The following is a 21,976-nucleotide window of genomic DNA, read 5'->3' as shown; positions in this document are numbered from 1 at the left end:
ACCCTATCTATAATTATTCTTCGTTTTCTTCAACCTCAACTTCTGTATCCTTAACAACAAGTCTATGGGCAACTGTTTCTGGTTGAACTGCTGAAAGTATTATATGATCGCTATCAGTTATAATAACTGCTCTAGTTCTTCTTCCGTATGTAGCATCAATAAGCATACCTCTATCTCTAGCTTCCTGAATTATTCTCTTTATTGGTGCTGATTCTGGACTGACAATAGCTACTATTCTATTTGCTGAAACTATATTTCCAAATCCTATGTTTATTAACTTAATAGACATTTTTAGCCTCCCCTTATTCTATGTTTTGAATTTGTTCTCTAATTTTTTCGATTTCACTTTTTATATCAACAACTGTTTTTGTAATAAGAAGATCATTCGCTTTGGAACCTATAGTATTTGTTTCCCTATTCATTTCTTGAATTAGAAAATCAAGCTTTCTACCTACAGAATCATTACTGTTTTTTAGAGTATCTTTTAGTTGAAGTATATGGCTCTTTAGTCTTACTATTTCTTCTGTTATACTACATTTGTCTGAGAAAAATGCAACTTCATTAAGAAGCCTTGCTTCGTCTACTTCAATTTCCCCTAAAAACTCATTTATTCTTTGAGTTATCTTTTCTCTGTATTCACTAACTACAGTAGGTGATCTTTCTTCTATTGTGTTCATCATAGATAGAATATCATCACATCTATTTAATACATCTTCACTTAATTTTTCTCCTTCAACTTGTCTCATGTCGACAAACATATTAAGTGCTTCACTTAAAGCCAAGGATAATACCTTATAAATTTCTTCTAAGTCCTCTTCATTTTTTTCAACTACTATAACATCTGGTGCCTTAGAAACTAATGATAATGGTATATCCTCTGTTATACCTAATAAATTCTTTATATGGGAATAAGCATTATAATATGCTTTTGCCATATTATCATCTACTTTTATTGATACATCTTTTTCACTTGAATCTTCTAATGTAATATAGACATCTATTTTACCACGTGAAACTTTAGATGTAATTTCTTTTCTTATCCTATCTTCTAAAGAATTAATCATTCTCGGAAGCCTAATGTTTATATCTAAGTACCTATTATTTACTGACTTTATCTCAACATTAAAGCCTTTTCCATCTGATTCTGCACTTCCTCTTCCATACCCTGTCATGCTTTTTATCATATTTTCACCTACAGTCATACCTATATTATTAATTATTAGCCGTTTTGTTTATTTTCTGCCACCCTTTGGCGTTTTCCTTCTAATTATACATAATTACTAATGATTATATCAAGTTTTATTTGGTTTTTATATTAAGTTTTATTATACTACTACTTCACCATCACATATAAATTCAGCAGGCCCTTCCATATACACCTTACCATCAGTATATTCAATAATCATATTTCCTGCAAAAAGCTTTGCAGTTACCTTATTATTATTAATTCCTCTAGTTATTCCACTAACTACACTAGCACAGGTTCCTGTACCACATGCAAAGGTAATTCCTGCACCTCTTTCCCAGGTTCTTACCTCTATGTTGTCTCTATCTATATACTTAACAAAATTTACATTTGTGTTATTTTCAAACTTTTCTAAAGTCTCAATAACAGCACCACTTTTTATAACTTCATCAGCATCAATATTATCAACATAAACTACAGTATGTGGAACCCCTAGAAGCATTGTTGTTGAGCTATAATCCTTATCATTAACTGATAAAACATAGTTTTTATTGTCCTCATCGCCTCTAAATGGAATATCTTCTTTAGCGTAGCTAAAGACTCCCATATCTATTTTTATACCCTTAACTATATTATCCTCGACATTAAGATAAGCAGTTAATATTCCAGCGCCAGTTTCAATTGTTATTACTTCCTTATTAACTATTCCCTTTTCATATACATATTTAGCAAAACATCTTATGCCATTTCCGCACATACTAGCATAACTTCCATCTGAATTAATTATCTCCATTTTTGTGTCAGCTAAACTTGATTTATATACAACTAATAGACCATCTGCCCCTAATGAAAAATTTCTATTACATACCTTTTTCGCAAGAGAGTATATATCTTCTCCATTTAAATTACTTTCCTCTACTACTATAAAATCATTTCCAAGACCATGCATTTTCGAAAACTTCATATAAACCCCTCCTGAGCTAAAGATAAATTAATGTTTCTAAGTTGCACTTTTTATATTATTATATTACTATAACTGAAATCAATTAAACATACAAATTTATTTTTATGGAGGTACAATATGCCATTTGACGGATTTTTTACCAATAGTATAGTAAAAGAATTATCCCTTTTATCGGATGGAAGAATAGATAAAATTCACCAACCTACAAAGGATGAAATTATTCTTTATATTAGAAAGGATAAAAAAGCATACAAGGTATTATTTTCTTGTAATCCATCCTTTCCAAGGGTACATATAACAGAAACTGATAAAGAGAACCCTTTAGTTCCTCCTGGATTTTGTATGGTACTTAGAAAATACATTGCAGGTGCAAAATTAAAAGGTGTTAATCAGATTAATTTTGATAGAATTGTAGATTTTGAAATTGAGGGAAGAGATGAACTTGGATATCCTCTTACATTTCACCTAATAATAGAAATTATGGGTAAGCATAGCAATATCATTCTAATAAACGATAAAGAAAAAATAGTAGACTCTGTTAAACACATAACTTCTGAAACAAGTAGATATAGAACTGTACTTCCATCATTTGATTATATATCTCCACCTTTATCAGGCAAGGTAAGTCCTTTAAATATTACTAAAGATGAATTTGACAAATACTTAAATTCAAAGGACTTAGAAACTGCATCTAAGGCTATTATGTCAAGTTTTCTTGGAATATCTAAAAAGTTTTCAGATGATGTTACTGAGAATTATAAAAATACAAAACTTATAGAGCTTTTAGCAGATGAAAGGGATACTATATCATCAAATTTTTTCTATTATATGGCCAAAGTAAAAAGCTGTAGTTTCAACTATAGAATCTATTATAATAATGACTTAATGAATGATTTTTATTGTCTCCCATTAAAAAGCTATAATGGACTTACATCCATAGACTTTGACTCTCCATCAAAATTACTTGATAGCTTCTATGGTCAAAGAGATCTTAAAAATTCTCTTAAACAAAAGTATAGCGATCTTTTCAAATTAATATCTAACCTATACGATAGAACACTGAAAAAGATTCAAATACACAAAGAAAAGCTTATAGAATGTAGTAATTATGAGACATATAAAGTTTATGGAGATATTTTAATGGCTAATCAGTTTTCTCTAGAGGATGGAATGAAAAGTGTAACCCTTCAAAACTTCTACGATGAAAACCTTAATGATATAACCATTCCACTTGATGATGATATTTCAATAAATCAAAATGCTCAAAAATATTATAAGAAATATAATAAAGAAAAAATAACAATAGAAACAGTAACCCTACAACTTAAGGAAGCTGAAGATGAAAAGCTTTATCTTGAAAACATTCTTTATAATGTAGAAAATGCTAATGATATAGAAACACTTGAAGAAATTAAATCTGAACTTTCATCTATTGGATACATAAAAAAGAGAGGAAAACAATCAAAAGGAAGTAAAAAGTCACTTCCTCATCACTTTGTATCCAGTGATGGATATGATATATATGTAGGTAAGAACAATAATCAAAATGATTATCTAACAACTAAGTTTGCTGTATCAAGTGATATATGGCTTCACACTAAGGAGATTCCAGGCTCCCATGTAATAATAAAATCAAAATCAGGGGAAGTATCAGATACAGCTATTTTAGAAGCTGCAAACCTTGCAGCATATCATAGCAAGGGTCAAAATTCTACTAATGTACCAGTAGATTATACTGAAAAGAAAAACGTAAAAAAACCTTCCGGTGCAAAACCTGGAATGGTTATATACACTACTAATAAAACTATATATATAACTCCTGATGAAACCAAAGTAAAGTCACTAACAAAGCTTAGTAAATAAGAAAAACCTAAGGTATTTAACTACCTTAGGTTTTATTTTTAATTAATTATCATTAGTAAGGTTTAATTTTTCTATAACTATAAATATAATATTTAATAGTATTGCAACTATTGTTGCAAGACCCATTCCACTTAGCGGAACTCCTATATTTACCTTAACTCCACTTAAACCAATTACCATTATAATAGAAGTTAAAATCAGATTTCTTGACTTTGAAAAGTCTACCTTTTGTTCTATAAGAACTCTAAGTCCTGCAACTGCAATTGTTCCAAATAAAAGCAAGCTTATTCCACCCATTACTGGAGTTGGTATAGTTCTTATAATCTCAGTAAGTTTACCTGATACAGATAGAAGTATTGAGAATACCGCAGCTCCTCCTATTACCCATACGCTATAAACTCTAGTTATTGACATAACTCCAATGTTTTCTCCGTATGTTGTTGTTGGAACTGATCCAAAGCATCCTGATAGCATTGTTGAAATACCATCTCCAAGTAGCGATCTGTGTAGTCCTGGTTCTTCTTCTAGCTTTCTTCCTACTAGATTACCTGTAACAATTAGGTGTCCAATATGCTCTGCAAGTACAACAAATACCGCAGGTAAAATTGTAAATATAGCAACTGAGCTAAATTTCGGAGTTGTAAAATGTGGTAGTGCAAACCATGGTGCATTTACAACTGCTGAAAAATCTACTACTCCAAGTGCAACTGATAAAATATATCCAGCTGCTACTGATATAAGTACTGGTATAACCTTTAAGAATCCTCTAAACATCATTGAACCAAAAATAGCAATAGCAAGAGTTACAACTGATATAGTTATATTTGTTGTATTTAATGCCCCGTTTTTTGGAATGAACCCTGCCATATCAGCAGCTACTGGCCCAAGTTCTAATCCCATTACTGCAAGTATTGCTCCCATTGCAGCTGGTGGGAAGATAAGATTAATCCAATTAATTCCTGTTTTCTTTACTATAAGTCCGACAATTGAGAATACTGCACCTGCAGTAATAAAACCTCCTAAAGCATACTCATATCCTTGTGAACCAATTATTGCAGCAGCTGGTGCTATAAATGCAAAGCTTGATCCTAGATATGAAGGAATTCCTGCTTTAGTAATTGCAATGTATAGTAGTGTTCCTATACCATTAAACAGTAGAACTGTTGCTGGATCTACTCCTAGTAAAATCGGAACTAAAACTGATGATCCAAACATTGCAAACATGTGTTGAAGACTTAGTGGTAGAGCCTTAATAAAAGGTAGTGTTTCTCTAACATCTACAAAGTCTTTCTTTGTTAGTTCTTCTTTCGTTTGATTCATATTTGTTTCCCCCTTATTCTTTTGGGAGAGCCATTTTGACTCCCTTTTTAGTCTCTCTGGACTAAATTAAAAGATTATTCACTTTCGCTTATGATAACCCTATCAATTCCATCAATTTCTTTTAGTTCAACCTGAACTATTTCATCAATGGATGTTGGAACATTTTTCCCAACATAATCAGCTCTTATTGGAAGCTCTCTGTGACCTCTGTCTATTAATATTGCTAATTGAATTGAATTTGGTCTACCTATATCTATAATAGCATCTAGTGCTGATCTAACTGTTCTTCCTGTGTATAAAACATCATCTACTAATACAACTATTTTATTAGATAAATCTGAAGGTATATCTGAATCATTAACCTTAGGTTCATAATTTTTCTCTGATAGGTCATCTCTATAAAGAGTTATATCTAAGGTTCCAATCTCTACCTTAGTTCCTTCAAATTCTTCTATATAGCCAGCTATTCTTTTAGCTAGTGGTACTCCTCTTGTTTTTATACCTACTAAAACAATGTTTTCTACACCTTTATTCTTCTCTATTATTTCATGAGAAACTCTAATCAAAGCTCTATTTATACTTTTTTCATCAAGCAATTGTGCTTTAACTTTCACTTAATCCACCTCCTAAGCATATAAAAAAACTTCCTGCATAACTGCAAGAAGTACAAATAACCATAATAATAGTATCTTCTCCTTACAGCCTCACTGGACTAGTTTAAAGGTTTCTACTTAGCTACATTATAATACACAATTCTATTTTAATCAACTATTTTCAACATTCCTTATTCTGCTAAGAACCCTTTTAAAGTCATCTGGAATATCAGATGAAAATTCAACATACTCCCCTGTTCTAGGATGCATAAACCCTAGTGTTCTAGCATGTAGGGCTTGACCCTTTATATTAAATTTTTGCTTTTTAAAGCCATATACAGGGTCTCCAACTAATGGATAACCTAAATGTGCCATGTGAACCCTTATTTGATGTGTTCTTCCTGTTTCAAGTCTTGCTTCTATTAAAGTATTTCTTTGAAATCTTTCAATAACTTTAAAATGGGTAATTGCATGACGGGAATTCTTCTCTGTTATAGCCATTTTCTTTCTTTCTACTGGATGTCTTCCAATTGGTGCATTTACTGTGCCACTATCTACCTTAATTACTCCTTCTGTTAAAGCAAGATAACATCTTTTTACCGTATGATTTTTTATTTGTTCAGAAAGACTTCTATGTGCCATGTCATTTTTTGCAATAACTAATACACCTGAGGTATCCTTATCTATTCTATGTACTATTCCAGGTCTTATAACTCCATTAATACTTGATAGGTTATTGCATTTATATAAAAGAGCATTAACTAGTGTACCTGTATAATTCCCTGCAGCAGGATGAACAACCATTCCCTTAGCTTTATTAACTACTGCAATATCATCATCTTCATAAATTATATCTATATCTATATCTTCAGCTATTAGTTCGAGATTTTTAGGCTCAGGGATAGTGATTTCTAAAGAATCATTTTCTTTAGTTTTATAATTACTTTTTATTATTTTACCATTTACTTTTACAGTCTCATCATCTATTAGCTTCTTAATTTGGGATCTTGACATATCCTCAATATTTTCGCTTAAGTAAACATCTATTCTTTTATTTGCATCCTCTTTATCTATAGTAAAGTTAAGTATTTCTTCAAACATTTTTTCCTCCTAATCTTCCTTAGAGAATAATATAGCAATAGCCATTAAAGTTGTTCCGCACACAACACTTATATCTGCTATATTAAATACAGGCCAGTCAAATATATCCTTTATGTAAAAATGAAAAAAGTCTACAACATATCCTAGATATATTCTATCTATTAAATTTCCAACAGCCCCTCCTATAATTAAGATAAGGGATATTCTTAAAAGTTTTGTTATTTTCTTATGTCTATATAAATAAACAATTAATGAAATAATCACTATAGCCGTAAGACCTATTAGTATAAATTTTTGATCCTTAAAAATGCCAAATGCTGCTCCTCTATTTTCTAGATACGTTAAAGAAAACATACCCTCTATGAGAACCTTATCATTACCACCTTCAAAGAAAAACTTAGCCATATACTTTGAAAACTGATCAAGGAGTATTATCCCAAGTATAAATAGAGCGTTAAACATAAAAACCCCACCTTTGATTTATCATTACTATTAAATAATATAGTAATGCATAGACTCTTTCAAGTAAAATACACTATAATTCCTTTAAAAAAAGAGGCATCTGCCTCTTTTATAATTGGTTTCTATATTCCTCATTACTAATTTCTTCTATCTTTTCTACGCATCCTGGTACAATATAGTTAGGATCTTGCATATTAATTGTTAACTCATCGCTCATATATGCTCCATTTTCTTCTTCTAACTCTTCATATACATCATAGAAATTTCTTAATGTAGCTTCACTAGTATAATTCTGCTTAACTGGAAGATTTACCGTACCCTCAATTGCACAATCTGCACAGGATGTTGTATATGGAAGTATTTCAAGCCTTTCTGGTTCAATACCTTTACCACACATTTCACATGTTCCATAGTTTCCTTCATTTATTCTATCTAAAGCATCTTCAATTTTATTAGTTAATTCTCTTTGGTTATTAATTAATGCAATGTTTAATTCTTTATCAAAAAGCTCTGTTCCAATATCAGCAGGATGATTAGTAACCTGAGAATGATTAACCGAAAATGCTGGGTCATTAACATCTCTTATTCTATCCGCTAGTGAACCTATTGTTTTCATTGTTTCATCTTTATAGGATTCAAGTTTATCTTCCATATTATTTATAAATTTACCATTCACATATATCACCTCTACCTTAGTTTAAGCTGAACTAGTTTAACCATTTCTGCAATTACCTCACTTATAACCGGAAGGTTTAGTACTACTATTTTCTGAAGGAGATATATAAGTACCGCACCTAAAATAGTAAATCCAACTGCAAGACCAAATCCTTTAGCAGCACCTGATAAAAAATTAAGGATAATCATTCTGCGAGGTTTTTGCATTAGATCTACATAGTCTGCAAGTCTTGCTCTTTCAAAATGCTCAGAAATTGCCCTTAGAAGATCATCATAATCTTCCCTACTGCTACTTTCTGATGAATTTGTGTTTTTGTTAGACATACCTTTACCTCCCATTATATTTTCTACCAATATGTCGAATTATATGTGTTATAAAAAAGCACCATGTGCTACATATTGTTCCAAATAAATTAAAAAAAATTAATTTTTTATAAAAAATAAAAGAGGTAACCTTTGTTACCTCTTTTATTCTTTATTCTATAACTGATGAACATCTAGCACATAGAGTTGGATGATTACTATCCTCTCCTATCGTACTACTAAATATCCAACATCTTTCACATTTTTCTCCTGGAGCTTGCTCAACTAAAACAGCAAGATCCTTTATTTCCTCTGACTTATATGCATTTTCAGCTACATTTTCAAGCCCCTTAGTTAATTCAAGTTGTGAAACAATGAATACTGTTTCAAGGTATTCTCTCATACCATTTAAGAATTCATAAACTTCACCATCTGCGTTAATGTATATTTTTGCATTTAGTGAGTTTCCAACTATCTTTTCTCTTCTAGCAAGTTCTAAGGCCTTTGAAACTTCCGTTCTTATTTCACGCATTTTATCCCATTTCGCCTCAAGTTCACTATCATTATTTTCATTTGAAGCCTTTGGCCAACTTGATAAAAGTACACTTTCTACATTATCTTCATCTTCATGTTTTATGAAGTTCCAGATTTCCTCTGATGTAAATGACATTATAGGTGATATCATCTTAACTAAAGCATTTAATACATCATACATTACTGTCTGTGCTGCTCTTCTTTCACTTGAGTCAGTTTTTTCTGTATATAATCTATCTTTAATTATATCTAAATAGAAGTTACTCATATCAACAACACAGAAATTGTGTATATCATGGTATACAGCATGGAATTGATAGTTTTCATATGAGTTAGTAACTCCATTTATAAGCTTTTGAAGTTTTAGTACAGCCCATTTATCAAGTTCGTTCATATCTTCATAACTTACCTTATCCTTAGTTGGATCAAAGTCTGATAAATTTCCTATCATATATCTAGCTGTATTTCTAATTTTTCTATATCCTTCTGAAAGTTGTTTTAGAATATTTTTAGATATTCTAACATCACTTTTATAATCAGCAGAACTTACCCAAAGTCTTAGTATATCAGCACCATTTTCCTTGATAACCTCCATTGGATCAATACCATTACCAAGTGACTTAGACATTTTCTTTCCTTCTCCATCAACAACCATACCATGAGTAATAACTGTCTTATATGGAGCTATTCCCTTAGCTGCAACAGAAGTTAAAAGTGATGATTGGAACCATCCTCTATATTGATCATTACCTTCTAAGTATATATCTGCTGGCCATGAAAGGTTTTCTCTAGCTTCAAGCACACCTGCGTGTGAAGAACCTGAGTCAAACCAAACATCCATAATATCCATTTCTTTTCTAAAATCACTACATCCACATTCACATACCGTACCCTCTGGTATAAGCTCACTTGCATCCATTTCAAACCAAGCATCTGAACCTTTTTCCTTAAATATAGATGAAATCTTAGAAATAGTATCTGTATTTATAATTTCTTTATTACACTTTTCACAGTAGAATATTGGAATTGGAACACCCCAAACTCTTTGTCTTGAAATACACCAGTCTGCTCTATCTGAAACCATACTAGTTATTCTTTCTTCGCCCCATTCAGGAATCCACTTAACATTCTTGATTTCCTTAACTGCAGCTTCTTTAAATCCATCAATTGATGCAAACCATTGTTCTGTAGCTCTAAATATTATAGGTTTTTTACATCTCCAGCAATGTGGATATGAGTGGTTTATCTTACTATCAGCTAAAAGTGCTCCACTTTCTCTTATGTCCTCAAGTATAGCATCATTTCCTTCAGTATACTTTAACCCTTCGTATTTTCCAGCCTCACTTGTAAATCTACCTCTATTATCAACTGGATTTATAACTTCAAGCCCATACTTTTGACCTACTTCAAAGTCTTCTTTACCATGTCCAGGTGCTGTATGAACACATCCAGTACCTGATTCTAATGTTACATGGTCTCCTACAATAACCTTTGAATCTCTATCAATAAATGGGTGTTTGCATACTTGCCCTTCAAGGTCTAATCCATTGAATTCTGCTATAATTTCAGCTTCTTCAAAACCAATTGCACTCTTAACAGATTCTAAAAGTTCCTTCGCTACTACATAGTAACTGTCTTTTTCTTTAACTATTGCATATTCTATTTCTGGTCCTAGCGCTATACCAAGGTTTGCAGGAAGTGTCCATGGAGTTGTTGTCCATATAATATAGTAAACCTTTGAAAGGTCTAGTCCTAAATTTTTAAACATTCCCTTATCATCTGTTACATTAAATCTAACATATATAGATGTAGAAGTTTTGTCTGCATATTCAACCTCAGCTTCAGCTAGGGCTGTTTCACAAGAACTACACCAATATACTGGCTTAAGTCCCTTATATATATATCCTTTTTCAGCCATTTTCCCAAATATCTCAATTTGCTTAGCTTCAAACTCTGGTCTTAAAGTTAGGTATGGATTATCAAAATCTCCAATAACCCCTAATCTTTTAAACTGCTTTGTTTGTCTTTCTACTTGAGTTAAGGCATAATCTCTACATTGACGTCTAAATTCTACTGTACTCATTGAATTCTTCTTAATTCCAAGCTTTTTAATTGCTTGAAGTTCTATAGGAAGCCCATGTGTATCCCATCCTGGAACATATGGTGCATAAAAACCATTCATAGTCTTGTATCTATTAATCATGTCCTTTAATACCTTGTTAAGAGTATGTCCAAGGTGAATATCTCCATTAGCATATGGAGGTCCATCATGTAGAATAAATGATTTATTTCCTTTATTTTTTTCTAATGCTTTGTTATATAGATCTTCCTTTTCCCATTTTTCTTGTATTACTGGTTCTCTTTGTGGAAGATTTGCCTTCATTGCAAAGTCGGTTTGTGGAAGATTAAGTGTTTTTCCATAATCAACTTTTTCTTTTTCCATATTTTTCCCTCCTGTAACCTTTTAAATTATCATAAACACAACAAAAAGAGTAGACATCGCCCCTATGGGGCGAAATTCTACTCGCGGTACCACCCAAATTTATAACTTTAATAGATAACGGACAAGTAATCCGGCACAGCTTACTACTAGTTCAGCCTACAACTTCAGGGTGATTTTCAAAAGACCATGTCTATGGGCTTTCACCTTCTCCCACTCTCTAATAAACCCTAGTCTATCTACTCTTCCCTATCACTGCTTTTCCAATATTTATGCTTAATATACTACAATTTTTTTGAGATGTCAACAATATTATGCTTCCACTTTTTCCGCCTTTTTGTGATTAAATCTATGCTTTTCTTTATGCTCTTTTTTACCTTCTCTTTTATAATCTTTTTTATGCTCTTGATGTGCCCCAAACTTTTTTTCTTTACTATCATTATTTTCTGTCTTAGATATTTCCGAATCCTTGTTAGAAGCACTTTTTGGGGAAGTAGTTGATTTATTTACATTAGCACTTTCCTCTAAAGTAGTACTAGAGACTATTGCTATTCCAGTTTCAATTTCTATTTTTTCTATTGTTTCTAGTTGAGATTCAACCATGCCTTTAAATCTTGACTTAAAAGCATTAAATTGCTGCTTTATAAATTCATACTCTTTATTTATTTCACTTATTCTCTTTTCAGCTTCCTTTATTATGATTTCAGCTTGTCTTTCTGCATCCTTCATAACAATACTTGCTTCCTTTTGTGAATTTTCCTTTGCTTGTTGGGCAGCTGTTTGAGCTAGGATAAGTGTGTTTTGAAGTGTATTTTCCATATTTGTATAATGATCTACCTTTTCTTTTAAAACCAATACTTGTTCTTTTAAGGCAGAGTTATTTTTGTATATTTTTTCATAATCTTCTCTTATGGCATCAAGAAAGGTATCAACCTCATCCATGTCATATCCTCTAAAGTTCTTTTTAAAGTCCTTATTACTTATTTCATTTGGCGTGATCGTCAAAGTTATCCCCTCCTAAAACTAAATATACTTGTAAACTGAAAGTACAAGTCTTTCCTTTTTTGTAGTAGCTATAACATCTCCAACTTTTATTTTTCCATATTTTCTAAGAGTTATAACTTGACCACTTTTTACTAAAGTAGATGAATCCGTGCTTATAATATTATTAATCTTAGCATCCCCACTTTTTATAAGGGAAGAAGATTTTGTTCTCGAGATGTTAAATATTCCTGAGAGCACAGCATCAAACCTTAAGGATGAAACATTTACATTTAGTTCTTTTAGATTTTGAGACTTTTTTCTAATACTGCTTATGTCAATCTCTAGCACCTTAACTCCAGTATGTTTTACCTTTATTAGATTAAATAAAATGTATTGTGCAACATCTCTATGTACTAATATTTCAGCCCCATCTTCATATACATTTATATCTCCGACTTTCTCTCTTTTAATTCCAAGCCCAAGTATTGAACCTAAATAGTCCCGATGATCAACCTTTTCAAACTTAAAATTTCCAGTTATTTTTAACGCCTTAATAGGAAAATCTTCCAAACACTCTATAGGAGAAATTAGAGCCATTTTTCTCTCAAAGTCATCTTCTATATAAAAAGATATATACACATCCTCTTCAAAGGCTAGAATCTTAAGAAACTCTTGCTCATTTAAAGTTAAAAAGTCAGTGTAAATAACATCCCAATTTTTTTTAGCTATTCTAATCTTTCCAAGAAATTGGCCTACTTTCTCCTTTTCTATAGAGAATTTTTTTTCTATATTCTTTATAAACTTATCGTCCATATTTTACATATTTCATACTAAAACACTAAATTTCTTAATAGTGATTCAACTATTGTTATAAAAAATATAGCTAGTATTGGTGAAAAATCTATAGGTATAGCCCCTGATGAAAATCTTTCTTGAAGTTTCCTAAAAGGCATCAAAATAGGATCTATAATTATACCTATCATTCTGGAAAAAGCATTGCTTCTTGGTGGTATGAACCAAGAAAGCAGTGCATCTAAAATTATTAACCATTGAAGTAAATTTAAAAATTTTAATATTATTATCAAAGACTTACCTCCTACTCCTCAGTAATGCTAAATGCATCGGCGCTTTGCTTATTAACCTCTGTTTTTATATAGTTTGTAAGATCTACATTTTCACCTACAACTATATATACAAGATGAGAAATTTGAGCAAACTTTCCATTTATGGCATAGCAAGCTCCCCCAACGTAGTCTATCATTCTTTGTGCAAGTGGAAGGTCTACATCTAAAAGATTAACTACTGCTATCTTTCTTGACTTAACAGCATCCACAACCTCCATCATATCTTCCATTTCCTTAGGCTTTTTAAGTATTACCTTAGGAGGTGCTGATGTATTAATGCTAACAACCTTACCTCCTTTGTTTGTACCTTGAATTGTTTCTATTTCTCTTTCTTCAAATTCTTCTCTTTCTCTCATTCTATCGCTCTTTTCTGGTTTTTTTGTTCTCTTTTCATATACCTCTTCTTGAACATCGTCTAATTCCATATCATCATCATCATCACTTCCAAGACCTAGTGATCCAAACATCTTTTTTAGTATTCCGTCGTTGTTTTCCATAGCTTTAACCTCCTTAAATAACTTTTAAAATTACTTTGTGTAATCTCTATCTCCAAAAATTCCGGTTCCTACTCTAACCATGTTAGCACCTTCTTCAATAGCAACTTCATAGTCTCCTGTCATTCCCATTGATAGATATTTCATAATTAACTTACTATTTTCTTTAGTCTTTAAATTATCAAACAATATTTTCATTTGTTTGAAATAGTATCTTACTTCATCACCTGTGCACTTTGGTGGTATTGCCATAAGACCACATACTTTGATATTTTCAAATACTTTTAGTTCCTCTATAAATTGATTTAATTCTTCCTTAAGTATTCCAGACTTTGATTCTTCTTCTCCTATATTTATCTGAATAAGCACATTAGCTATAATGCCTTTTGCCTTCGCTCTCTTATCAATTTCTTTTGCTAAGTCAAAGTTATCTAAAGAATGAATTAAGTCAACTTTATCGATTATGTACTTAACCTTATTTTTTTGAAGAGTACCTATTAAGTGCCAATGTACGTCTTGTAACTTTTCGTACTTTTCAACCAATTCTTGCACCTTATTTTCTCCAAAAACTTTTACTCCTAAATTATAAGCCTCCTCTAGCATTTCTATAGGCTTTGTTTTACTAACTGCTATTAGTGTAATATCTTCCTTTTTTCTTCCTGTTAAATTTGCAGCTGTTTCAATTTTCAAGTAAACATTTTGTAAGTTTTGTAGCATGTCCATACAATCACCTCATTACCTAACCTTTGTACCATCCTTTAATATTTTAGGAGGATCTATAATTATTTCATCATATTGCTGTATGGTATTTTGTCCTTTTGGAATTACTACAGCATTTTCTCCATCATCATAAACTACATTTACATTTTTTATATCGGCATAGCCATTTACCTTTTTAACGAAGACCTTATATGTATCCCCCTTTAACTTAATGGCACTTGATGGTATTAAAATACCTTTATGGCTTGACTTTATTATATCCCCTGTTATACCTCTATGCAAATTTTTGTAGTTAATGTCTTCAACTAATTTTAAAACTAAAAAATTACCCTCTTTTCTACTAACTGTATCTAGAATTTTACACATATATCTACTACTTCCTATAGATATATAAAAATTCTGTCCTTTTTTAAAACTTCCATCTTTACCTATAAAAGAGTATATGTAAAGACTCTCATTATAAATAACTTTTAGTCCTGGACTAATAACATGATTATCTATAATTTTATCCATATCTAATAAACTTAAACTTTTAATATTATTTAAGTTAAACTTATTTTCATAGCCATCTATATTATACATTAATATTCCAACATCATTACTAATTAGATTATCTGAAATTTTATCTCCCTTGCCTATTTTAGTTCCATTCTCTGCGTTTAACTTCCCTAATGTCTCAATAGGATTTTTATAAATTACATTTTCATCTGCAAAGTAAATGCCCTTAAAATAAACTTTATCCTCATAGATTGTATATTCTGCCCTTGTAGTATCAACAGGAATTCTAAAAATAAATGTAAAGTAAACTATTAATAAACAAGCTAAATATATTAACGTATTCCGTATTCCTATTTTTTTAAGCATGATTATACCTCCACTATTTTATCTATTCTTCAAAGACAACTATATTCCTTCAAAAATCTCAGTTTTATTTAATGTATTTAATTAATTTTACTCGATTTTTAACTATATTACAAAAGTAATAAGATAATTTAACATTTTATAGGATATTTCAAATAAGTTTTACATAATTAAAAAATAGCCTTGATATAAATCAAGACTATTTTCCAATTTAAAGTATTATACAAATAAGGCTTCCACTTCCTTCATTTACAATCCTTTGAAGGGTTCTTTGTAGCTTTGCTTGTATATCCTCTGGCATTTTTTGAATTTTACTTTGAAGTCCTTCCTTTACAAGTTCCTCAAGTGACTTTCCAAACATATTTGCCTGCCATAGCTTTTGAGGATCAGTTTCATACTCTTCTAGTAGTGCCTTAACCATATCTGAACCTTGCTTATCTATACCTACTATAGGAGTAACTTCAGTTTCTACATTGGCTCTTATTAGATGTAAAGATGGTGCACTTGCACGAAGCTTTAAGCCACATCTACTTCCTTGTTTTACAGGTTCTGGCTCTTCTAGTCTCAATTCATCCATTTGAGGTGGTACAATTCCATAGCCTGTTTCTCTTACATCCCTTAAAGCTTCCGATATTTTATCATACTCTTTCTTTGCAACTGTAAGATCCTTCATTAAATTAAGTAATCCAAATTCACTTTCTATACTACTGCCTGATATTTCACCAAGTATTTTAAAGAATAGTCCATCTTGGACCTTCATATCAAGTGTAGCTTTTCCTTCACCAAGCTTAATTTCATTAAATTTAACATTGCCAATAAAATCAAGTTCTTCATAACCCTTTGCTACAAATTTTATGTCTCTTAGCTTATCTAAGTCTACAACAGATGACTTTATAGCTAATACAAAATTCTTCTTCAGCCAGTGACTATTATCTAGTGCTTCTACCCACTCAGGAATATTAACACCTATTTCCTTTACCGGAAACTCATATAGAACCTTTTCTAGTATATCAGTAATATCATCAAGCTTCATATTCAGCGCATCAATTACTTTTACTGGAACTTGATATTTTTCTTCCATTAGACTTTTTAAATCCTTAGTTTCATCACTATATGGAGTAAGTGAGTTAAGTAATACTACAAATGGCTTATTAAGCTCTTTTAATTCTGATATAACCTTTTCTTCAGCCTCTAAGTAATTATCCCTTGGAATGTCTGTTAAGCTTCCATCTGTTGTAACAACAAGACCTATGGTTGAGTGTTCTGAAACTACTTTTTTTGTTCCTATTTCTGCAGCCTTAATAAATGGTATTTCCTCTTCAAACCAAGGCGTCTTAACCATTCTTAGTTCATCATTTTCAATATGTCCAGTAGCTCCATTTACCATATATCCAACACAATCAACCATTCTTACTCTCATTCTAGCGTTGTCACTTAGAAGAATTTCTACAGCTTCTTCATTAGGTACAAACTTTGGTTCAACAGTTGTTATAGTTTTACCTGATCCACTTTGTGGTAAAGTATCCTTTGCCCTTTCCTTCTTGTAGCTATTTTCAATATTAGGAATAACTAATAAGTCCATAAATCTTCTTATAAAGGTTGATTTTCCAGTTCTAACAGGACCCACAACACCAATATATATGTCTCCTTGGGTTCTTTCGGATATATCTTTATATATATCAAAGTTATCCACAGCCCTACCTCCCTTATTTGGTTTTCTGTTAATATATATTGTAAATTAGTCCTGTTTAGAACAAAAAAGATGCAAGTGACTTGCATCTTTTTTTATAATAAGCTATCTATCTCATGGGCCTTATCTCTAATCATAAGCTCTGATACAGCATCCTTTGCATTTTTACCTTCAAATAACACACTATATAGGGCTTCTACTATAGGCATATCAACATTTACCTTCCTAGATAAATGATATGTAGACTCTGTAGCACTTATCCCTTCTACAACCATGTTAACCTCACGTAGAGCTTCCTCCATAGTTTTTCCTTGGCCTATTAATATACCTGCTCTTCTATTTCTTGAATGCATACTTGTACAGGTAACTATTAAATCTCCAATACCTGAAAGACCAGCAAAGGTTAATCCTTTAGCACCAAGCGCAACACCTAATCTTCCTATCTCAACAATACCACGTGTCATAAGCGCTGCCTTAGTATTATCTCCATAGCCAATACCATCTGCAATTCCTGCAGCAAGTGCTATTACGTTTTTTACAGTTCCTCCAAGTTCAACCCCTATTAAATCATCATTTGTATAAACTCTAAAGTTTGAAGTCATAAACATATCCTGAACATTTTCTGCTTCTTGTTTATGCTTTGATGAAACAACTACAGTTGTTGGAATACCTCTAGACACTTCCTCTGCATGACTAGGTCCTGACAAAACTACTACCTTTGATTTAGGTAAAATTTCCTCAATAACCTGTGACATTGTTAAAAGTGTTCCATTTTCTATTCCCTTAGAAAGGTTTACAATAACCTTATCTGTATCACTTATCGCTTTTATTTTTAAACATATTTCCCTAATACCATGTGATGGAACAGCTAAAACAAAAACATCTGTATCCTTTACAGCCTCCTCAAGTGTTGAAACAGGTGTAACATTATCCGGTAGTTTTACCCCTTTCAGATATCTTTCATTTTCTCTTTTTTCCCTCATGAAATTAATTAGCTCTGAATTTCTATCATATGTATATACATTATACCCTTTATTTCCAAGTAAAATTGATATAGCAGTCCCAAAACTCCCTGAACCTATAATAGAAACCTTCATTTTTTTCCCCCTAATCATCCTTTTTTTCTCTATAAATAATCTTTATAGGAGTACCTTCAAGTCCAAAATGTTGTCTTAGTTGGTTTTCTAAGTATCTTTGGTATGAAAAATGAACTATATTTGTATAATTTACAAAGAATACAAATGTAGGTGGCTTTGTTGAAACTTGTGTTACATAATATATCTTTAGAGGTTTACCCTTTTCAACTGGTGGCTGCTTCATCATAACAGCTTCACTTATAACCTCATTTAGTACTCCTGTTTTTATTCTCATATTATGCTTTTCAGCTACGAACTTTATAACATCTATTAACTTATTTACTCTCTGTCCTGTTTTTGCAGATATAAATACAATAGGTGCATATGGCATAAATGCAAGATCACATCTCACCTTATCAGTAAATTCATTCATTGTCTTATCATTTTTCTCTATAAGATCCCACTTATTAACAACAATTACGCTGGCCCTTCCTGCTTCATGTGCAAGTCCTGCAATCTTTTCATCCTGTTCTGTAACTCCCTTAGTAGCATCTATCATAATAACACAAACATCTGCTCTTTCAATTGAAGTTATGGCACGAAGCACACTATATCTTTCTACTTCTTCACTTACTTTACTTTTCCTTCTTATTCCAGCAGTATCTATAAATAAAAACTTTTCTTCTCCAAATTGAACATAACTATCTATTGCATCTCTAGTTGTGCCTGGCACATCACTAACTATTGCTCTTTCTTCACCTGAAAGGTTATTTAAAAGTGAAGACTTTCCTGCATTTGGTTTACCAATTATAGCTACCTTAATATCTGTTTCATTCTCTACTGAGTCATCACTTGTATTAAAGTTCTCAACTATTTCATCAAGCATATCTCCAAGTCCTAAACCTTGTGATGCTGATATAGCTATAGGGTCACCAATTCCTAAATTATAGAATTCATATTTATTTTCTTCTAGTGAAATGTTATCTAGTTTATTAACAACAAGTTCAACTGGCTTTTTACATTTTCTAAGCATAGTTGCAACTTCATAATCTGCTGCAACAATTCCTTCTCTTCCATCAACTATAAATACAATTACGTCAGCAGTTTCGATTGCAATTTCCGCCTGTCTTCTCATCTGCTTCACAATTATATCTTCACTATCAGGCTCTATCCCACCAGTATCTATAAGTGTAAATTTATGTGTTAACCATTCAACCTCTGCATAAATTCTATCTCTTGTTACTCCTGGAGTATCTTCTACTATTGATATTCTATCTCCTGCTAATTTATTAAAAAGTGTAGATTTTCCAACATTAGGTCTTCCGACTACTGCAACTATTGGTTTTGACATGTTATCACCTCGTCTATTATTTTTCCAACCAGGTCTTCTCCTGTATACTTACATTTGATTATTTTAACTCCTAGTTTATCTTTTAGTTCATCTAAAGTAGTGTCATCTAAAAAAATATCCTCATCGGCTTTAAGCATATTTGAAGGAAGTATTAAAAAGTCTTCTACCTTTTTATCCTTAAAATGAGCTATAATATCACTTCCTACAATAAGTCCTGCAACTGTTATCTCTCCACCAAAAAAGTTGTTTTTTATCATATGAACATTTATTTTTAAATTTAATTTGCTTTCTATTTTGTCTGCAACTGACCTTATATAGCTATAGGCAGATTCTCCTGTTACAAATCCTATCTCTATATTATTTCCATTAACATCACTATTAATCAAATCCTCATCTACACAACTTTCTAGATATCTTATCATACCTATACCATCTTCAATCTGATGAAAATCACCATAGTGACTGATGCTTGGTAAACTTCTATTTGCCATAACATAAAACTCATCAGCAAGCCTTACAAATGGTTCCCCTACTTCCTTTACAATTTCTTTTTGCAACTTTTCAATCATATCAATTACGTTAATTGAAGTTTCATTTGTAAAGGTTTGCATTTTATGTAGACCTTCTCTATATCTTGTAACTCCAACTGGAACTATAGCAACATTTGAAACATTAGGATAAAGGCTAAAAAGATCCTTTACTGTTTTATTCAGCTCTTCTCCGTCGTTTATACCTGGACATAAAACGATTTGGCAATTCATATCTATTCCATTTTCCGAAAGTCTTTTTAATCGCTCCATTATAAGTCCAGCATCTTTATTATTTAGCATTATACGTCTTAAGTCTGGATTAGTTGTATGAACAGAAATATTTATAGGACTTATTCTATACTTTATAATTCTTTCAATATCTTCATCCTTCATATTAGTAAGAGTTACAAAATTTCCTTGGAGGAATGATAACCTTGAATCATCATCTTTAAAGTATAAAGTTTCCCTTAGATTTTTAGGTAGTTGGTCTATAAAGCAAAATATACATTTATTATGACACCTTTTAGCATGATCTATTATAGGATCTTCAAAATCTATACCGATATCTTCATAATAATCCTTCTCGATTTCTATCTCCCACTCTTCACCATCTGGCTTTCTTATGATAACCGTTAAAAATTCCTCGCAAACGATATATCTATATTCAATTATATCCTTAATCTCTACTTCATTTATACTTACTAAAATGTCTCCTACTGATATTCCAACTTCCTCTGCAATACTACCACTTTGAACGTTACTTATTACTATCTCTTTCTCCATAAACTCACTCCATACTTTTTCCTTATATCTCACTAATTCATTAAGTTATAATAACACTTTACATATTAAATATCAAGGTAACTATAATTTCATGATATTCTATTATACCATAAAAAAAGGTAGGTTTAATCAAACCTACCTGTAATATAGTCCTCTGTTTTTTTGTTACTTGGATTGTAGAATATCTTTTCTGTTTCATCATATTCTACAAGATCACCATTTAGGAAAAATGCGGTATTATCTGATATTCTTCCTGCCTGTTGCATGTTATGAGTAACAATAACAACGGTATATTGCTTTTTCATTTCAGTTATAAGCTCTTCAATTTTTGATGTTGATATAGGATCAAGTGCTGATGTTGGCTCATCCATTAGAAGAACATCTGGTTCTGTTGCTATAACTCTTGCAATGCAAAGTCTTTGTTGCTGACCTCCTGAAAGTGAAAGGCCTGACTCTGTTAATCTATCCTTTACTTCATCCCATATAGCAGCTTCCTTTAGACTTTTCTCTACTATTATGTCTAGTTCTGATTTTTTAGTCACTCCATGAAGTCTTGGTCCATATGCAATATTGTCGTATATAGACATTACAAATGGATTTGGCTTTTGGAATACCATTCCTATCTTCTTTCTTAATACATATACATCTAAATCTTTATATATATCATTACCGTTATATAGAATTTCTCCTGTTATCTTAACATTATCTATTAAGTCATTCATTCTATTTAAAGTTCTAAGAAAAGTTGATTTTCCACAACCTGAGGGACCTATTAGGGCTGTAACCTTATTTTTTGGTATCTCAATGTTTATGTCTTTTAGTGCATGATTTGTTCCATAATGTAAATTCAGGTCTTTTACAGATATTACTTTATTCAAAATCTTTTCCCCCTTAAGGCTTAAGTACTTTTTCATATTAATTT

At 31.4% G+C, this 21,976-nt stretch carries 22 protein-coding genes and 1 other annotated feature; of the genes, 1 reads left to right on the top strand and 21 read right to left on the bottom strand.

Going from position 1 to position 21,976, the window contains the following annotated elements; translation table 11 throughout:
• Positions 1-13 precede the first annotated feature (13 nt).
• From remA to dapF, 3 genes are all read right to left on the bottom strand, one after another.
• The gene (remA, locus tag CLCY_RS09445; RefSeq protein ID WP_048570881.1) at positions 14-289 is read right to left on the bottom strand and encodes an extracellular matrix/biofilm regulator RemA; all 276 of its coding nucleotides are present in this window, start codon (positions 287-289) and stop codon (positions 14-16) included.
• A 13-nt stretch (positions 290-302) separates the two neighbouring features.
• The gene (locus CLCY_RS09440; RefSeq protein WP_048570880.1) at positions 303-1,184 is read right to left on the bottom strand and encodes a YicC/YloC family endoribonuclease; all 882 of its coding nucleotides are present in this window, start codon (positions 1,182-1,184) and stop codon (positions 303-305) included.
• A 141-nt stretch (positions 1,185-1,325) separates the two neighbouring features.
• Entirely contained in the window at positions 1,326-2,150 is an 825-nt protein-coding gene (gene dapF / locus CLCY_RS09435) for a diaminopimelate epimerase (RefSeq protein ID WP_048570879.1), read from the bottom strand.
• A 117-nt stretch (positions 2,151-2,267) separates the two neighbouring features.
• Between dapF and CLCY_RS09430 the strand changes: the two genes are divergently transcribed.
• Positions 2,268-4,013 carry an Rqc2 family fibronectin-binding protein gene (locus tag CLCY_RS09430; protein ID WP_048570878.1) on the top strand — a complete coding sequence of 582 codons (1,746 nt, stop codon included), beginning with the start codon at positions 2,268-2,270 and terminating at the stop codon, positions 4,011-4,013.
• Positions 4,014-4,055: 42 nt separating this feature from the next.
• On the opposite strand, the gene uraA is transcribed toward CLCY_RS09430, so the two are convergent.
• The 18 genes from uraA to pstB all read right to left on the bottom strand — a co-directional run bounded on the left by uraA (position 4,056) and on the right by pstB (position 21,968).
• The gene (gene uraA / locus CLCY_RS09425) at positions 4,056-5,333 is read right to left on the bottom strand and encodes a uracil permease (protein ID WP_048570877.1); all 1,278 of its coding nucleotides are present in this window, start codon (positions 5,331-5,333) and stop codon (positions 4,056-4,058) included.
• Positions 5,334-5,407: 74 nt separating this feature from the next.
• Positions 5,408-5,947: a bifunctional pyr operon transcriptional regulator/uracil phosphoribosyltransferase PyrR gene (gene pyrR / locus CLCY_RS09420; RefSeq protein WP_048570876.1), complete on the bottom strand. Its 540-nt coding sequence runs from the start codon at positions 5,945-5,947 to the stop codon at positions 5,408-5,410.
• Between the two features lie 150 nt (positions 5,948-6,097).
• Positions 6,098-7,027 (bottom strand): RluA family pseudouridine synthase, encoded by a 930-nt coding sequence (locus CLCY_RS09415; protein ID WP_048570875.1) that lies wholly within the window; start codon positions 7,025-7,027, stop codon positions 6,098-6,100.
• A 9-nt stretch (positions 7,028-7,036) separates the two neighbouring features.
• The gene (lspA, locus tag CLCY_RS09410) at positions 7,037-7,489 is read right to left on the bottom strand and encodes a signal peptidase II (RefSeq protein WP_048570874.1); all 453 of its coding nucleotides are present in this window, start codon (positions 7,487-7,489) and stop codon (positions 7,037-7,039) included.
• A 109-nt stretch (positions 7,490-7,598) separates the two neighbouring features.
• A complete protein-coding gene (locus CLCY_RS13360) occupies positions 7,599-8,165 on the bottom strand; it encodes a TraR/DksA family transcriptional regulator (RefSeq protein ID WP_053083302.1) in 567 nt (188 codons plus the stop codon).
• 11 nt (positions 8,166-8,176) lie between these two features.
• Positions 8,177-8,488, bottom strand: coding sequence for a DUF5665 domain-containing protein (locus CLCY_RS09400; RefSeq protein WP_048570873.1), 312 nt, complete (start codon positions 8,486-8,488; stop codon positions 8,177-8,179).
• 151 nt (positions 8,489-8,639) lie between these two features.
• Positions 8,640-11,444, bottom strand: a complete 2,805-nt coding sequence (gene ileS, locus CLCY_RS09395; RefSeq protein WP_048570872.1) for an isoleucine--tRNA ligase — start codon at positions 11,442-11,444, stop codon at positions 8,640-8,642.
• Positions 11,445-11,506: 62 nt separating this feature from the next.
• Positions 11,507-11,706 (bottom strand) — a binding site (T-box leader).
• A 47-nt stretch (positions 11,707-11,753) separates the two neighbouring features.
• On the bottom strand, positions 11,754-12,446 hold the full coding sequence (locus CLCY_RS13515) for a DivIVA domain-containing protein (protein ID WP_082141783.1): 693 nt from the start codon (positions 12,444-12,446) through the stop codon (positions 11,754-11,756).
• An 18-nt stretch (positions 12,447-12,464) separates the two neighbouring features.
• Positions 12,465-13,238, bottom strand: a complete 774-nt coding sequence (locus tag CLCY_RS09385; RefSeq protein ID WP_048570871.1) for a YlmH family RNA-binding protein — start codon at positions 13,236-13,238, stop codon at positions 12,465-12,467.
• A 17-nt stretch (positions 13,239-13,255) separates the two neighbouring features.
• Positions 13,256-13,510 carry a YggT family protein gene (locus CLCY_RS09380; RefSeq protein WP_048570870.1) on the bottom strand — a complete coding sequence of 85 codons (255 nt, stop codon included), beginning with the start codon at positions 13,508-13,510 and terminating at the stop codon, positions 13,256-13,258.
• 11 nt (positions 13,511-13,521) lie between these two features.
• Positions 13,522-14,046 (bottom strand): cell division protein SepF, encoded by a 525-nt coding sequence (locus tag CLCY_RS09375; RefSeq protein WP_048570869.1) that lies wholly within the window; start codon positions 14,044-14,046, stop codon positions 13,522-13,524.
• Positions 14,047-14,076: 30 nt separating this feature from the next.
• The gene (locus CLCY_RS09370) at positions 14,077-14,766 is read right to left on the bottom strand and encodes a YggS family pyridoxal phosphate-dependent enzyme (protein WP_341372102.1); all 690 of its coding nucleotides are present in this window, start codon (positions 14,764-14,766) and stop codon (positions 14,077-14,079) included.
• A 12-nt stretch (positions 14,767-14,778) separates the two neighbouring features.
• The gene (locus CLCY_RS09365; protein WP_048570868.1) at positions 14,779-15,627 is read right to left on the bottom strand and encodes a biotin/lipoyl attachment domain-containing protein; all 849 of its coding nucleotides are present in this window, start codon (positions 15,625-15,627) and stop codon (positions 14,779-14,781) included.
• A gap of 208 nt (positions 15,628-15,835) precedes the next feature.
• The gene (spoIVA, locus tag CLCY_RS09360; protein WP_048570867.1) at positions 15,836-17,317 is read right to left on the bottom strand and encodes a stage IV sporulation protein A; all 1,482 of its coding nucleotides are present in this window, start codon (positions 17,315-17,317) and stop codon (positions 15,836-15,838) included.
• A gap of 92 nt (positions 17,318-17,409) precedes the next feature.
• Positions 17,410-18,411 (bottom strand): NAD(P)H-dependent glycerol-3-phosphate dehydrogenase, encoded by a 1,002-nt coding sequence (locus tag CLCY_RS09355; RefSeq protein ID WP_048570866.1) that lies wholly within the window; start codon positions 18,409-18,411, stop codon positions 17,410-17,412.
• 10 nt (positions 18,412-18,421) lie between these two features.
• Complete coding sequence (gene der, locus CLCY_RS09350; RefSeq protein ID WP_048570865.1) at positions 18,422-19,741, bottom strand: ribosome biogenesis GTPase Der; 1,320 nt, start codon at positions 19,739-19,741, stop codon at positions 18,422-18,424.
• Positions 19,726-21,054 (bottom strand): DUF512 domain-containing protein, encoded by a 1,329-nt coding sequence (locus tag CLCY_RS09345; RefSeq protein ID WP_048570864.1) that lies wholly within the window; start codon positions 21,052-21,054, stop codon positions 19,726-19,728. The genes der and CLCY_RS09345 overlap by 16 nt, the downstream gene beginning before the upstream one ends.
• A gap of 125 nt (positions 21,055-21,179) precedes the next feature.
• A complete protein-coding gene (pstB, locus tag CLCY_RS09340; protein ID WP_048570863.1) occupies positions 21,180-21,968 on the bottom strand; it encodes a phosphate ABC transporter ATP-binding protein PstB in 789 nt (262 codons plus the stop codon).
• Positions 21,969-21,976: the final 8 nt, after the last annotated feature.

It is taken from the genome of Clostridium cylindrosporum DSM 605 (assembly GCF_001047375.1).
Classification (GTDB): domain Bacteria; phylum Bacillota; class Clostridia; order Clostridiales; family Caloramatoraceae; genus Clostridium_AB; species Clostridium_AB cylindrosporum.
This window is presented reverse-complemented; position numbering and strand designations above follow the sequence as displayed.